The following is a 14793-nucleotide window of genomic DNA, read 5'->3' on the forward strand; positions in this document are numbered from 1 at the left end:
CCACACCCCACTCTTATAATTTCTTTTTTTTCTTTTTTTGTTTTTTTTTTTTTTGGTGGTGTTACCATGCGTCTGTTTTTAACCCCCCCGTCGGGGGGGGGCCCGCGGGGCCCCCCCCCCCCATCTCTCGTCTCAATCGGTTTCCTGGCCTGTGCAGTTATGGCAGTGGCCGGAAGGTCCGGCGGGTGTCCTTACAGAAACTTCACACCTTGGGCCAGTGGCAGTTGCCCGGAGTAGTTGATGGTGTTGGTGGCCTGGCGCATGTAGGCCTTCCACGAATCGGCGCCAGACTCGCGGCCGCCACCGGTTTCCTTTTCCCCGCCGAAGGCTCCGCCGATTTCCGCGCCGGAAGTGCCGATATTGACGTTGGCGATTCCACAGTCAGAGCCACTGGCCGAAAGGAACTGTTCGGCTTCTGTCTGGTCTTGGGTGAAAATCGCCGATGACAGGCCTTGGGGCACGCTGTTATGGATGTCGATGGCCTCCGCCAAAGTCTCGTACGTCATGACGTAGAGAATGGGGGCGAACGTCTCGTCGTGAACGACGGCGGTCTGTGCGGGCATGCGCACCACGGCTGGTTCGACGTAGTAGGCATCGGGCTGGTCCTCCGCGAGGACGCGCTTGCCGCCGTAGATGATCTCGCCTCCTTCGGCAACGGCCTGCGCCAGGGCGTCCTGCTGTGCCTCGAAGCTGGACGCGTTAATCAGGGGGCCAACCAGTGTTTCTTCCTGATCGGGGCTCCCGATGTTCAGGGTGCGGTAGGCCTCGACAATCCTACTAACGAGTGTGTCGGCGATTGAGGAGTGCACGATGAGTCGGCGCAGCGACGTACACCGCTGGCCAGCGGTTCCTGCGGCCGCGAAGACGATGCCTCGCAGGGCCAGCTCCAGGTCTGCGGACGGAGCCACAATGGCCCCGTTATTGCCTCCTAGCTCCAGCAGGGCCCGGCCGAAACGCTTAGCGACCTTGGGAGCGATTTCCTGGCCCATGCGAACCGAACCTGTGGCCGAGACCAAGGCAATCCGCGGATCTTCGACAAGCTTTTGTCCGCCGATGCGGTCGGTCAGCAGCAGGTGATGGATTCCCTCGGGCGCCCCGACCTCCTTGGCTGCCCGCGCGAGGAGGGTGTCCACCGCCAGCGCAGAGAGCCGGGTTGCATCCGCGGGCTTCCATACAACTGTGTCTCCCGCAACAAGAGCCAGAGCGGTGTTCCATGCGTAGACCGCGACCGGGAAATTGAACGCCGAAATGATGCCGACGACGCCCAGCGGGTGCCAGGTTTCGGCCAGGCGGTGCCCAGGGCGCTCGGAAGGCATGGTCTTCCCGTAGAGCTGGCGGGACTGACCCACGGCCAAGTCCGCGATATCGATCATTTCCTGGACTTCCCCCAAGGCCTCAGAGCGGATTTTTCCGACTTCAGCGGTGATGAGGGTAGCAACCTCCTCTTTGTACTCGGTGAGCAGCTGTCCCCAGCGCTTGACCAGTGCACCGCGGACAGGCGCCGGGACGTTGCGCCAGGTCTTGAACGCCTCCGCCGCCTGGGAGATTGCTGCGTCGATTTCTTCGCCGGAGTGGATCCTGGTGTGGAGGATGACCTCGCCGGTAATGGGGGTTCGCGTTTCCCTCGTGCCGTCCAGCGTCGCCGGGTCCACGCCGATGGCGTGGAGGCTCCTGCGGACCTGCTCGGTGATTGCTGATGTGGCCGGAATGGTGGATGTCAGAGTGGTCATATGTTTTCCTCTAGGTTTGGTGGTGGGAGTCATGCGGGGAGGTCTGTGATAACCAGGCCGAGTTGTCGCCCGGCCGCGAGGATTGAGGCCGACTGCTGCGCCGAGTACAGCTCGTTGGGGTCGAATATCCTGGTCCCCAGGACCTCGGAGAGGCGGTTGATGTCGTAGGGCGTTCCGAGCTGTTCGTCGTCCCGGGATCCGTCACTGGTGAGGTTTGACTGGAAAATTCCGGCTGCAGATCGGGGCAGGAAGTCTTCATAGACAATTGGCTCGGGTACAAGGACTCCACGTTCGACAAGTTCCCGCAAGGTCGCGGACTTCTCCTTGGGAGCGGTTCCCGCCCCGGTCGCCCGGTACGTAAAGTAGCCCAATCCCTGCAGAGCAAGTTCCGTCTCAGTGGTTGGAAGGTTCTTCCGCCAGACGTGATGGGCAATCTCCAGGCGCGTAGTCCCGGCCGGTGACGCCGCAAGCCAGTTGTCAACCTCGGCCACCATCCCGTCATAGACGTCCCGGCCACGTTCGGTGAGCGCGATACCCCGCTGTTCGACCTCGCCGAAGCGGACGCGGAGGGACCCTGGACGGATCTCCCCGTCTGCGTGCCGGAAGCTGCGCTCCTCGGCAAGGGCACGGAAGGATGTTTGGCGGAGCAACACATCGGGACCTTCCCAGTTCGGCGGTCCCTGGATTTCGTCGATCATCGTTACTCCGCGGGCCTGCATGCGGTTGTACAGGCTGTCGATGTCCAGCACCCGCGGTGTCAGATGGTTGATGTGTGTCGACGAAACGCCTCCGATGTCGGCAGCTACCGCGGAGATCTTCTCCAGCTTGAAGTACCAGTCATGATCCACAGGCTCAGGGGTGAGTTCGAAGACGGAGGTGGCCAAGTCCAGAAGCCGTTCTGCTTCTGCTGGGTCCAATTCGTTCTCTGCGCTTGCTTTGTCCGCCAGGGTGAGGAGCTCCTCACTGAAGAGCGTGCGTGAGCCGAGGAAGGCCTCAAGCTGCTTCTCGGTAGCCTCGTCAAAGAACCTTCGGTCGTCGTGGGTGAGCATGGAGGTGAAAACCCGGAACGGGTTCTTGGCCAGCTCGGCCGGGTCCACAGGACGGAATGCCGTGGACACCACGGGAACCGAGCTGTTCGACGCGTCCCGAAGGTCGTAAAAGCCCACCGGATACATACCGAAGGCGCTAAAGACCCGCGCTACCTGGGCTAGTTCCGGGGCGGACCCTACACGGATGGCGCCGTGGCGCTCTGCCGTGACGCGCTTGATGCTTCCAAGGCGCTCGGCTGCCTCGCCATTCTTGCGGATGAAGTCTTCGTTGACCTCCCGTGAAACGTCCACGAGGGTGTTGTAGGCAGGTACTTCATTTCCGTAGAGCGTAGCCAAACGCAGGGCAAATTCGGCCCTGAGCTCCCAAAGTTGCAGCTTCGTTGCCGTTGGCATGGGCATGATCCTTTCTGATGATGTCTTCATTTGGGTGCACCTGTTCCAAGAGTCAGATGATGTGGACCTCCCTGACCTGCGAGAGCTCGCCAACGAAGCGTGCTGCGCTGAACTGCTCCGGATCCATAAAGGACTCCCTGCCCAGGTACATGTCCCTGACGAGTTCTCCCACCGCGGGCCCCTGCAGGAAGCCATGACCGGAGAACCCTGTGGCGTACATGAATCCGGAAACGGCATCTGCGGATCCGATCATCGCGTTGTGATCCGGGGTGTTTTCGTACAGTCCGGCCCAGCCGACATCGAGGTCCTGGTGGGCGAGCGTGGGAGCAACAACTTCTGCGGCCCGGTTGAACGCCGGCAACCACTGGTAGTCGAACTCCCGGCAGAAACCGGGTTCTTGGTCCTGGTTGGAGATTCCGAGCAGCATCCCGTTCAGGTAGTTGTGGAAGTACAAGGTCGTCGCCAAGTCCAGCGTAAAAGGGACGGTGGGGAGCGGCCTGGACGCCTGTGGAGTCATGCCGATCTGGCGGCGGACCGGCTCAATGGGAAGGTGGACCCCGGCCATTGCCCCCAACCTTGTAGACCAAGCCCCTGCCGTGCAGATGACGGTGGCCGTCCGGATGGAGCCACGGTTCGTGTGAACGGCCCGGACCTCTCCACCTGATGCGTCAATGCCTAAGACTTCCGTTCCCTGACAGATGGTCACACCAAGCTGCTGTGCAGCTTCGGCGTATGCCTTGACCACTTTGGAGGGCTGGGCGAAGCCATCGCGCGGGGAATAGGACGCCGCGACAAGAACGCGCGGATCCAGGAAAGGGTTGATGTCGTGCGCCTCGTCCGGCGAAACCATCCGGCTGGAACCGCCGAGGCGCCTTTGGATGTGGGTGCTGTCTTCGATCTCCAGAAGCTCTGACTCCGTCCTGCACAGGAAGAGATATCCCACCTGACGCAGCCCAATGTCCGTCCTGAACTTCTCCCCGAAACGCTCGTAAGCCTCGAGGCTGCGCTGCCCAAGTTTGATGTTGCCCGGATCTGAAAAAGTGGCCCGCACCCCGCCCAGAGGCTTGGCCGATGACCCCGAGCCGAGAACGTTCCGCTCCAGCAGGACAACGTTTTTGACACCCGCTTCAGCCAGATGGAAAGCGATGCTGGTCCCCATGATTCCGCCGCCAAGAATGACAACAGTGCCATCGCCAGGCAAGGGGTGAACCCTCGCGCCCGCGAGTGGGACGACGTTGTCCACGTGTTCTATGCGCATATGCGTTCCCTCCTGCTGCTTCAACTTTGGAATAAGCTTCGGGGCGGCAGTCCTTTGACGTCTATCGATAGATTTTTAAAACTTTGATTAGAGTTCCTATATGAAGTGGACATTCGAACAACTGAAGACCTTCAAGGTCGTCGCAGAGCTGGGCACGATGACTGCCGCGGCCGAAGCCTTGGGGTTTACTCCGGGTGCTGTCTCCCAACAGATGTCCACCCTGCAGACTGGTCTTCCGCGACCTATTTTTGCTCGTGATGGCCGGAAGGTTGTCCTTACGGACGCGGGGGTTACCCTCCTTCGTCATGCCCGGGTTCTCTTGGAGGACGAAAGGAAAGCGGCGGCGGCATTGAACGCTCCGCAGTTCGAGCAGCGCACCGTAGTTTCACTCGGCGTCTTCGGATCTGCCGCGGTGTCTGCAATTCAACCCGCGACCGAACACCTGCGCCGCGTCGCTCCACATGTCGCCGTCCAAGCAGTGGAAGTGGATGTCGAGAATATGCCTCAAGCCATACTCAATCACCAGATAGATGTGGCGCTGGGACTCAACTACAGCGATGCGCCACAGCCACCGCTGCGTGGGGTTGTCAGTGAACTACTGCATGAGGAACCCTTCCAGATGGTCCTTCCCCCATCGGTCCCCGAATTCGGGGGCGACACCGACGCACTGGTTGATTACGCCAACGACCATGACTGGGTACTTCCGCCTATGGATACCTACTTCGGCAGAGCCTGCCGCTTCGCATGCGCACGCGCAGGTATCGAACCAAACGTCCAACACACTGTGACCGATACGGCTGTCTCCATTGCACTTGCCGAGTCCGGAGTAGGAATCACCCTTGCTACTCCGCTCATGATGGTCCTGCGACCAACGAAAGCCCGTGTAGCGGCGCTGCCCGGAAACTCGTACCGCAGCATCGTCGCAATCGCGCGATCCGGAGCTCTCGAGAAGGAAAGCGTCCGTGCGGTGCGGGATGCACTCAAATACGCATTTCGCCGGCCAAACTGATGGGCGCTCCCGCCAGGCCATGGGTATGGTCCAACGTGCTCCTGAAAGTTCTTCTTAGGCTAGGGACAGATTTTGTCAGCCAGCCGTCTCTTCTGGGACTTCCCCTGTTCAGGCAAGATGACTGAAACGCGTGAGTGATCGGCGAGCAACGATCAACAGACGGAAAGGGCTTTGCTTCATGACCTCTTGGATGATTGACGAACCGATCGTCATTGGGCCCCACGAGCTTCGAGGCAGGATCTATCTACCTGCCCACCAACCCGGTCTGGCCGATGGAGGCAAGCCGGGAGAGCGCTACATTGCCTACCATCGTGAGCGGGCCCGCTCTGGAGTGGCCATGCAGGTGACCGGAGCAACCCCTATCGTGCCGTCAAGCGAATGGAGCGATATTTGCTTATGGAATATCGACGATTCCATTATTCCCGGCTACCGGAAGCTGGCTGCCGCCGTCCGGGCCGAAGGTGGGCGTATGCTGGCGCAACTCGCCCACCCTGGCCCCACAGAGACGGAAGGCCCAGGTGTCATTGGCCCTTCCCGGGATTTGTCCGAGGTAAGCCGGCAGGTAGCGGTTCCCGCCACGGAAGCCCAACTGGCAGAGATCGTTGAACAGTATGCTGCGGCAGCTGACAGGTGTCGACGTGGTCAGCTGGACGGGGTCGAAATCAGCATGGCCCACGGGCTCCTCCTCGCGTCATTCATTTCACCACTGACCAACCATCGAACGGACCGGTTCGGCGGTGACTTGGAGGGCCGTCTGACCTTTCCGATCCAGGTGCTGGATGCTGTGCGCGAAGCCATTGGGACAGAAATGATTCTCGGCATCCGGCTTGGCGTTGACGACTTGGTAGAGGGCGGGCTTAGGCCACCGGAAGCCGCACAAGTTGCGAAGGCCCTGGAGAGCCGGGTCGACTACATCAGCGTCATGGTGGGCAATAACAACCGAATGGAAGCGAGGGTGCGTCATTGGCCTCCGACGCCCGCAAAGCCCGGCTTGTTCCGGGACGTAGCGAGGACAATTAAGGAAGCGGTGACAGTACCGGTATGCGCAGTCGGCCGGATCATGACAGCTGAGCTGGCAAATGACTTGGTCGTGTCCGGTGACGCTGACATGGTGGGCATGGTTCGGGCGCAAATTGCCGACCCGGAGCTGTTGGCCAAGACCCGCGCGGGCAGAAGGGCCGATATTCGACCATGCGTTGGTGCCAATGTATGCGTCAATGAGCTGCTCGCCGCACGTAAGCTGACGTGCTTGGTGAACCCGGATGTCGGAACAGTGCATGAAGTCATGGACAGGGCGGCAACCAATGGCAAGAGGGCCGTCGTTGTGGGAGCAGGCCCTGGGGGCTTGGAATCGGCCCGGAGGCTCGCCCTCGCCGGGTACCGCGTCACTCTGTTCGAAAAGGCAGGGGCGATAGGCGGTCAAATGGCCGCATGGAGCAACGCGCCCAGCCGGCAAGAGTTCAAAAGGTACCTGGACTGGCAATCTGGCCAGCTTGAAGGCCTTGGGGTCGACCTGCAGCTCAGTACCGAAGCTACTGCTGACGACGTCGTGGCACTTTCGCCCGCGATCACCGTGGTTGCGACTGGTGCGGTGGAGACGAAGACTTCCCTGAAAACAGATGGTTCCATCCAAGTGCTTTCAGTATTTGATGCCCTGAATCAGGGATTCTCCGGCAGTGTCGTGGTCTTTGACGCCATCGGCAATCTCGATGGTGCCTTCATTGCAGAACGGTTGACAGACGCAGGAGCCCAGGTCACCCTGGCCACCTCCCGCCTGCACGTTGGCGAAGGCGAAGGCATCAACACCCTCTATCCAATGCTAAGGACGCTCTCGGACCGCGGCATCCACACCGTGGAAAGAGTCCGATTGTCACGAATTCAGGATGGCTCCCTGTACTTGGAAGGAGTCTTTGGCCAGCGCGAGAAGGAGCTCCGGCCCGACGCAGTAGTAGCGTGGTTCGGCGGTGACCCGGTAACGGGGCTGGCAGAGGAGCTACGCGCAAAGTACGGGATGGAACCCGTGGTGATTGGAGACGCCCTGCGGCCGCGCCGCGCACTCCAGGCAACACAGGAAGCCAAGGATCTGGTGGACGCACAGATACGGTTTCCGGACAAGATGGTTGCAGTCCAGGAGACCCTTCGTCCGGAGTCACCTGCTCTAGAAGTGGCGCTCCAGTCAGGAAAGGCATAGTAGATGGCAGGGCAAGAATCGCACCTTACGGTCGCGGTAGTTGGAGCCGGGGTCATCGGACTGTCGTGCGCGCACGACATAGCAAAGGCTGGGCATCAGGTAGTGGTGATACACGCCGACGAATCAAACGGTCGAGTCTCTGAAGTTGCCGCCGCCATGTGGTTTCCCTACCGGACTGAAGAGTCCGCCGCCAGCCTTTCGTGGTCCAGGAAGGGGTTCGAGCGTTTTTCCGAACTGGCCAATGATCCTGATACTGGCGTGGATATGGTGGCCGGTATGGTGGTTGAACGCCTCCCCGGTTCGCGTGCATGGACCAAAGCCCTCTCCGAGTACCGTGTCGCGGACGCGGATGAGCTGCCTCCAGACGCTCTGAGCGGGACAAAAACGGTGGTGCCGGTAGTTACGACATCCATCTACCTGGCCTGGCTGCGCGAGGAGTGCGAAAGGCTTGGCGTATTTTTCGTTTCAGCCACGTTGGATTCCATGGCTGCTGTCGAAAACTCGATGGGGAGCAGCCCGGACGTCGTCGTTGTCGCCGCCGGCCTCCAATCGGCGGCCCTCTTGAAGGACGACGAAGAATCCTATCCAATCCGTGGACAGGTGGTTCGCCTTGCCAATCCGGGGATTGCCGAATGGACGTTGGACGACGACAACCCCCAGGGAGTGACCTACATCGTCCCACGACGCGATGACGTCGTCTGCGGAGGATCCACGGAGGTGGGTTCCTGGGAGCGGGCCTATGACCCGGAGTTGGAAGCAGCGATCCTGCGTCGGGTAAGAGCCCTGGCGCCTGCTCTTGAAGGGCAGCCGATACTCTCGCGGGCGGTGGGCCTGCGGCCAGGACGACCCTCCGTGCGGTTGGAGGAGGTCAGTGGTCACCCATGGCCGGTAGTTGCGTGCTATGGCCACGGAGGGGCTGGAATAACGCTCTCGTGGGGGAGCGCGGAAGAAGTCACTTCCATCATCGAGGGTATTGGAAATGACGGCGCCAAAGGTGGCCGTTCGCAGGTTTGGGAGCAAATGATCAAGCGTGAACCGTGACAAGGTACAGCAGTTTGTCGATCAGCTTGCCGAGAAACTTGGCCGGTCAGTGGCCGTTGACGATCGCAATCGACATTTCGTGGCTTGCAGTCGTCATTTTGGGGACCTGGACAGGTTGCGTGTCGACGTCCTTGTATCCCGCCGGGTAGAAGGCAAGTCTTCATCGTACGTTTACGGCTTCTTTGATGCGGAAAATCCGGGAGATCCAATTCGGGTTCCTGAAAATGACGATCTTGGAATCACCGTCCGACGATGTTATCCCGTCCGGAAAGACAACGAATGGGTGGGATTTCTCTGGTTAATCGGTGAAGCAACCGAAGCTGACGACCGTGTGGTTTCTCATTCCCTACCTGAGCTGGCTCTCGTCCTGAGCCAGGAACCGATGAACTCTGCACAGTCGGAAGCCGTCGTCTGGACTGCATTCCTTGAGGCTCTTTCCGATCCCAAACGCCGGGAAGAAATAAGGAATTTCTGGACGAAAGAAATTATTGATCCGCAAGCCAATATCGCAGTCCTTGTGGCGTACGACCATCATGACCCGGGTGGGCCGCGTTCAATGGCGAAGCTCTTGGATGGAGTTCTGGCCCAGTCGATACGCGGCCGCAGGATCACGAGGACAGCCTCTCTGGTACGCGGGCGGGTTGCCCTGACCGTCATAAGGGACCAGGACAGCCGTTCTCCAGGACAAGCTGGCTTCCCCTTGGGCCGGCTCGCTCAACATGGCGCTGAACGCGTGTCGGTCGGCCTTAGCAACTGGGGTCCTGTTACCGAGAGTGTGGAGTTGCTGATGCAAGCCACCCTCGCGGCCTACTCAGCCTTTACCAGGAAGGAAGCGTATCTATCGTGGCCGGACTGCAGTTATCAAGGTGTTCTCCTGAGGGCCGCCCTTGAGGGCAGAGAGCAAGTTATACCAAAGTGCGTCAGAAAATTGGCCGATACCACTTCGGGTGCACCCCTGATAGAGACATTGCTGGTTTTCCTGGAAGAAGGTGGAGACGTAACGAAAGCCTCCGCGAGGCTGAACATCCATCGGACCACGCTTTACTACCGGCTCTCCCGGGTCGAAGAAGTGACGGGGTGTGACCTGAAAAACGGTAATGATCGCCTTGCCCTCCACCTTGGAGCCGGACTTCTGGCCTTTCTGGATACCGAAATTCCCGTCTTTCTACATTGTGAGGAAAGCTAGGTCCACAGATTAGTGCAGACGTATATGTTCTGTGGCGTGAGTCACACATAGACTTTTTGAACAGGTCCAGCTGGATCAGGTCACACAATGATGTGCGTGGCACCGAAAGCTGACCTCTTCGTCCGTATTGGCCGCCAACGGGTGTAGCCATGGAATCCCCGGCCCAAGTGAAAGTTGATTTGTGTGACTGATATCTCCATGAAAACCAACAGGGCACTTCCCAGAAAAACCATCATCGCCGGCGCACTAGGTAATTTTGTGGAATGGTATGATGCGATAGTTTTTGCCTATGCTGCCGCTGCGATAGGCCATATCTTTTACGGCAATGCGAGTGAATCCGTGCAGTTGGTAGCATCCTTCAGCACTTTCGCTGTTACGTACGTCGTTCGCCCCTTCAGCGGAATCACCCTCGGAATCGTCTCCGACATCATCGGTCGCAAGAACGTGCTGATGTTCACCGTTCTTCTCATGGGAGCTGCGACGACCACCATCGGGCTCCTGCCTGGCTATGACTCCATAGGGATTATGGCGCCAATACTGCTGATTTTGTGCCGTGTTGCCCAAGGAATTGCCGCTGGTGGTGAGCTCATGGGCTCCGTTACCTTCGTCATGGAACATGTGCCTGCCGAGCGCCGTGGGTTGGGAATTTCCCTCATTCAGATGGGAACCGGCCTGGCCTATCCCGTTGCCTTTGCGTTCTCATATGTGCTCATGAACGCCGGTGGCAACCAATGGTTCAACGATGGTGGTTGGCGCTGGCTGTTTCTTTCAAGCGCTCCCTTGGCCCTGGTTGCACTCTATATAAGGTCCCTGCTGACGGAAACGCCGGTTTTCTCCGCGATCAAGGAAACAGGGGAAAGCTCACGCCATCCGGGCAAAGAGATTTTGCGGGTGCACAAGACCAAGATCGTGGCCGTGGCGCTCCTGGGATTTGTCTTCTCAGGTAACGGTATTCTCTTCCTCGCCTACCTGCCCAACTATCTGCGTGGTCGACAAATCGATCAGAATGCGGTGTCAGCGGTCATTGCGGCCACCTTCCTGTTGCTTGCGTTGTGCATCCCGATATGGGGTATGGTGATCGACCGAATAAAGCGTCGCTATTCAAGGCTGGGTTCCACACTGGCTTACACGTGCGCCTTGATCCCCTCATACTTGCTGATCACCTCGAACAGTATTCCTGCCATCGCCTTGGGAATGGCGGTATTGGCTGTTTTGCTCGCTTTCCTTTACGCCATGTTCCCCCTCGTCGCCGCAGAGGCAATGCCTCCCGCGGTCCGTGGCACCGGCGGCAATATGGCCTTCAACATAGGTTCGGCGCTGATCATGGGCCCAGTGGTGCTGATTGCTCTCCAGCTCGTCCAGTGGTTTGGGCCAGTGGGTCCGGCGTACTACGGAACCTTCCTTGGACTGATATCGGTTGCCGCGGCTGTCCTTGGGCATCGGCACCTGGAACCAGACGCATCGTTCGAACAGGGCGAAGAAGTGCGCCTTGCCTTGGCGCCCGTAACCAACCGCTGAGTCTCCGGATCTGAATGCCGGCGGCGAGGCGAACCTTGCTGGTCACCGGTGTGGACGCGCTCAACGTCCACACCGGTTTCCCAGCGCCTGAAATCCATCCTTTCGTTAGACAGGTGTTACCAAATGTCAGAGTCAAGGCGCCGAACGGCCAGTCACTGGGGCAATTACTGGGTGACTACTGAACAAAACGAGGTCACCCAGGTGGAGCCAGTGGCGGATGATCCAAACCCGTCGCTTGTTGGCCAGAACTACCGTGGCGTTTTGCGTGGTGAAACACGCATTCGGCGGCCGGCCATTCGGCGGGGCTGGCTCGAGCGAGGTCCTGGCCCAACAACATCCCGCGGCTCAGAGGAGTTTGTCGAAGTTGGGTGGGAGGAAGCCTTTCAGCTGGTCGCCGGCGAGCTGAGTCGAATTCGGAGCAATTTCGGCAACGAAGCAATTTTTGGGGGCTCCTACGGGTGGGGAAGTGCTGGTCGCTTTCATCACGCCCAGTCTCAGGTGCACCGGTTCCTTAATGCCATCGGCGGCTACACGCGGTCGGTGAACAGCTATTCCATGGCAGCCGATGAGGTCATCCTTCCGCACATCATCGGGAATCGGGGCTGGTTCCTGCGATCCGTCCCCAATTGGGAAAACATCGCCCAGCATGGTGAGTTCGTGCTTGCCTTTGGAGGACTGCCCCGAAGAAGCGTGGAGATGAATTCCGGCGGGGTTGGCGCACATGTCAATGGCTCTTGGCAGGACCGGTGTGCCGAGGCGGGGGTGGAATTTTCTGTTGTAACTCCCTGTCATAACGATTCGGGGGAAGGATTGAGGGCGCGCTGGGTGCCTGTACGACCCAATACCGACGTCGCACTGATGCTTGGCATGTGCCACACACTGCTCGTGGAGGATCTGTTCGATATCGATTTTGTGACACGGTGCTGTGTCGGCTTCGATCGAGTCAGGGAATACCTCCTCGGAGCCAAGGACAACGTGCCCAAGGACGCCGAATGGGCGTCTGGAATCTGCGGCGTTTCGGCAGACGAAATCCGTCGGCTTGCCCGCAAGGTTGCGGCCAAGCGAACGCTTATTTCCGTGACGTGGTCGCTTCAGCGTCAGCATCACGGCGAAATGACTTACTGGGCCGGCCTCACCCTTGCCGCCATGGCAGGACACCTGGGCAAACCGGGGGGCGGCTTCGGTCCCGGCTACTCCTCAATCCATGCCGCTCATGTGAATGACACTGTTTCGCCCGCGGCGGCCCTGCCCCAGGGCACGAATCCCGTCGCGGCCTTTATTCCGGTGGCGCGCATCAGCGACATGCTTTTGCAACCGGGGGCTGCTTTTGACTACAACGGCGCCCGCCACATATACCCCGAGGTCAGACTTCTCTATTGGGCCGGTGGAAACCCCTTCCACCATCACCAGGATTTGAACAAGATGCTGCTGGCTTGGCAGAAGCCGGCAACGATCGTCGTACACGAACCATTCTGGAACGCAACGGCCAAGCATGCTGACATCGTGTTTCCCGTAGCAACTTCTCTTGAGCGGGAGGACTTCGCGATCGGCGCAGGCGACTCATGGCTGAGCTATATGGAAAAGACGGCGGAGCCACCCGAGGGAATCCTTACTGACTATGAGATCTTTGCCCGGATCGCGCACCTGCTCGGGGAAGGGGAAAGGTTCACGGAAGGGCGCAGCGCTGGCGAGTGGGTTGGCGAACTCTATGAGCGAACGGTCAGCAAGAGTGCCGCACTTGGTATCGAGCTGCCGACCTTCGATGAATTCACCCGTGCAGGTGCGGTAGAGCTCCCAATGCCGAGAACGAGTGATCTGGCTTTCAGCAGGCTGCGCGACAACCCTGAAGAACATCCCTTGGAGACGCCGTCCGGAAAGCTTGAACTATTTTCCGCTGCCGTGGATAGCTTCGGCTACGCAGATTGCCCAGGCCAGGCAGTATGGCTCGAACCACGAGAGTGGCTTGGCAGTTCAATTGCTTTGAAATACCCGTTGCATCTGGTTACCCCGCAACCCGATGGCAAACTCCACAGCCAGCTTGATCACGGGGTCGAAAGCCAAAGGCACAAAATTAGGGGACGCGCCGTCCTGCGCATGAACCCTTTGGATGCTGCTGAGCGTGGGCTTGCCACGGGCGACATTGTTACCGTCTTCAATGATCGGGGCTCGTGCCTTGCCGCTGTTCGCGTCACTGACCAGATTCTCGTCTCGGTAGTTCAGCTGCCTACCGGCTCATGGTACGACCCAATCGACAAGGGAATCATCGGTTCGCCATGCAAGCATGGAAATCCCAATGTCTTAACCCAGGACATGGGCACGTCAAGCCTGGCTCAGGGCACCTCCGCCCACACGTGCCTTGTGCAGGTGGAGTTGTTCCAAGGTGTCGAGCCTGAAATTACGGCATACATGCCGCCGTTGATAGCTTCGTCCCACGTAGAAGCTGTGCGGGACATCCCCGGAGAAACTGACCATGACCTTGCGCGGGTGAATTCTGTCGGCCCTCTATGACAAAGTCTTTGTATGACTGCTCCACTGCTTGCCCACGCTACTGATTACGGACGAATGTATGCCCGCTCCACCACGGAGCAATTCGCCGTCCCCTCCATCACTACGGTCATTGGGCAGCAAGCGCATGCCTTGGACGGCTGGTTCAGTTTCATGGGAGCGAGCAGCCTGGCGGCCGATCCTGAGTTGCCGGCCCTGCTGGGCAGCCCTGCCCGCATCAGGCAGGCAGTCAACAAAGCGTCCAAGGCTGCCGAGACCTATCGGGACGAGGCTGCGGCCCGCGGCGACCGTGTTCACACCTATTGCGAGCAAGTGGCACTGCGGGCCTTGGGGCGGCCACACCGCATGCAGGAATGCAGGGACGACCTCGCCGCCCATGGGGAGCAGGCATTCGCTGCCCGGTTCGACGAATGGTGGGAACTGTACGGCGTTGAGCCCATCGCTCCCGAAATCACGGTATGGAATCAGAGCGTAGGGTACGCCGGCACGCTTGACCTGGTGGCCAGGATCAATGGGCGCATTTGCCTCATTGACTACAAAACCAAGGGAACCACGCGGGACGGCGCAGTCAAGGCATTGGATGACAAGGTGGTCATGCAGCTGGTGGCCGGGATGAAGGCCGAGGAGAGTCTGGTGGACCCAGTCGCAGGTGAATGGGAATCGTGGAAATTCGGTGAAAACCCCATGCTCCTGGCTGTTGCCATCGGAGAAACGGAAGTGCGTCCCCAACGGGCCAATCCGGAAGTCCTCAAGCACCACTGGTGGAAGTTCTGCGCTTTGCGGCGTGTGTGGGAGATGTCGGCCGACGTGGCGTCGGCTGGGCAAGCGTTACTGCCTGTTGCTCCGCCACCCCTCGCCGCTGCGGGCGCCCGGATGGGCGTGGGCGCTGGAGCATAAGGCTCCAGGTTCATCA

Annotated in this window: 10 protein-coding genes; 7 read left to right on the top strand and 3 right to left on the bottom strand. The window is 59.5% G+C overall.

The window, feature by feature from the left end:
- Nucleotides 1-191: 191 nt before the first annotated feature.
- From ACFVSJ_RS09435 to ACFVSJ_RS09445, 3 genes are read right to left on the bottom strand one after another with little or no spacing between them, the layout of a single operon-like run.
- Nucleotides 192-1730, bottom strand: coding sequence for an aldehyde dehydrogenase family protein (locus ACFVSJ_RS09435; protein ID WP_387436222.1), 1539 nt, complete (start codon nt 1728-1730; stop codon nt 192-194).
- Nucleotides 1731-1759: 29 nt separating this feature from the next.
- Nucleotides 1760-3172, bottom strand: coding sequence for a 2-oxoadipate dioxygenase/decarboxylase family protein (locus ACFVSJ_RS09440; RefSeq protein WP_387436224.1), 1413 nt, complete (start codon nt 3170-3172; stop codon nt 1760-1762).
- A 52-nt stretch (nt 3173-3224) separates the two neighbouring features.
- Nucleotides 3225-4430, bottom strand: coding sequence for an NAD(P)/FAD-dependent oxidoreductase (locus tag ACFVSJ_RS09445; RefSeq protein WP_387436226.1), 1206 nt, complete (start codon nt 4428-4430; stop codon nt 3225-3227).
- Between the two features lie 100 nt (nt 4431-4530).
- On the opposite strand from ACFVSJ_RS09445, the gene ACFVSJ_RS09450 reads away from it, so the two are divergent.
- From ACFVSJ_RS09450 to ACFVSJ_RS09480, 7 genes are all read left to right on the top strand, one after another.
- The gene (locus ACFVSJ_RS09450) at nt 4531-5439 is read left to right on the top strand and encodes a LysR family transcriptional regulator (RefSeq protein ID WP_387436228.1); all 909 of its coding nucleotides are present in this window, start codon (nt 4531-4533) and stop codon (nt 5437-5439) included.
- Between the two features lie 178 nt (nt 5440-5617).
- Nucleotides 5618-7630: an NAD(P)-binding protein gene (locus ACFVSJ_RS09455; protein WP_387436230.1), complete on the top strand. Its 2013-nt coding sequence runs from the start codon at nt 5618-5620 to the stop codon at nt 7628-7630.
- A gap of 3 nt (nt 7631-7633) precedes the next feature.
- Nucleotides 7634-8671: an FAD-dependent oxidoreductase gene (locus ACFVSJ_RS09460; protein WP_387436232.1), complete on the top strand. Its 1038-nt coding sequence runs from the start codon at nt 7634-7636 to the stop codon at nt 8669-8671.
- Nucleotides 8661-9857: a PucR family transcriptional regulator gene (locus tag ACFVSJ_RS09465; RefSeq protein ID WP_387436234.1), complete on the top strand. Its 1197-nt coding sequence runs from the start codon at nt 8661-8663 to the stop codon at nt 9855-9857. Before ACFVSJ_RS09460 ends, ACFVSJ_RS09465 begins: the two co-directional genes overlap by 11 nt.
- 183 nt (nt 9858-10040) lie before the next feature.
- Entirely contained in the window at nt 10041-11375 is a 1335-nt protein-coding gene (locus tag ACFVSJ_RS09470) for an MFS transporter (protein WP_387436236.1), read from the top strand.
- Nucleotides 11376-11498: 123 nt separating this feature from the next.
- Entirely contained in the window at nt 11499-13883 is a 2385-nt protein-coding gene (locus tag ACFVSJ_RS09475) for a molybdopterin-dependent oxidoreductase (protein WP_387436238.1), read from the top strand.
- A gap of 12 nt (nt 13884-13895) precedes the next feature.
- Nucleotides 13896-14777 (top strand): cytochrome, encoded by an 882-nt coding sequence (locus ACFVSJ_RS09480; RefSeq protein WP_387436240.1) that lies wholly within the window; start codon nt 13896-13898, stop codon nt 14775-14777.
- Nucleotides 14778-14793: the final 16 nt, after the last annotated feature.

The organism is Paenarthrobacter sp. NPDC058040 (assembly GCF_042885775.1).
Lineage (GTDB): Bacteria > Actinomycetota > Actinomycetes > Actinomycetales > Micrococcaceae > Arthrobacter.

What these genes read in the sequence shown, in the direction of transcription:
- ACFVSJ_RS09435 (WP_387436222.1), bottom strand. Translation starts at nt 1,730, where the DNA reads ATGACCACTCTGACATCCACCATTCCGGCCACATCAGCAATCACCGAG.
- ACFVSJ_RS09440 (WP_387436224.1), bottom strand. Translation starts at nt 3,172, where the DNA reads ATGCCAACGGCAACGAAGCTGCAACTTTGGGAGCTCAGGGCCGAATTT.
- ACFVSJ_RS09445 (WP_387436226.1), bottom strand. Translation starts at nt 4,430, where the DNA reads ATGCGCATAGAACACGTGGACAACGTCGTCCCACTCGCGGGCGCGAGG.
- ACFVSJ_RS09450 (WP_387436228.1), top strand. Translation starts at nt 4,531, where the DNA reads ATGAAGTGGACATTCGAACAACTGAAGACCTTCAAGGTCGTCGCAGAG.
- ACFVSJ_RS09455 (WP_387436230.1), top strand. Translation starts at nt 5,618, where the DNA reads ATGACCTCTTGGATGATTGACGAACCGATCGTCATTGGGCCCCACGAG.
- ACFVSJ_RS09460 (WP_387436232.1), top strand. Translation starts at nt 7,634, where the DNA reads ATGGCAGGGCAAGAATCGCACCTTACGGTCGCGGTAGTTGGAGCCGGG.
- ACFVSJ_RS09475 (WP_387436238.1), top strand. Translation starts at nt 11,499, where the DNA reads ATGTCAGAGTCAAGGCGCCGAACGGCCAGTCACTGGGGCAATTACTGG.
- ACFVSJ_RS09480 (WP_387436240.1), top strand. Translation starts at nt 13,896, where the DNA reads ATGACTGCTCCACTGCTTGCCCACGCTACTGATTACGGACGAATGTAT.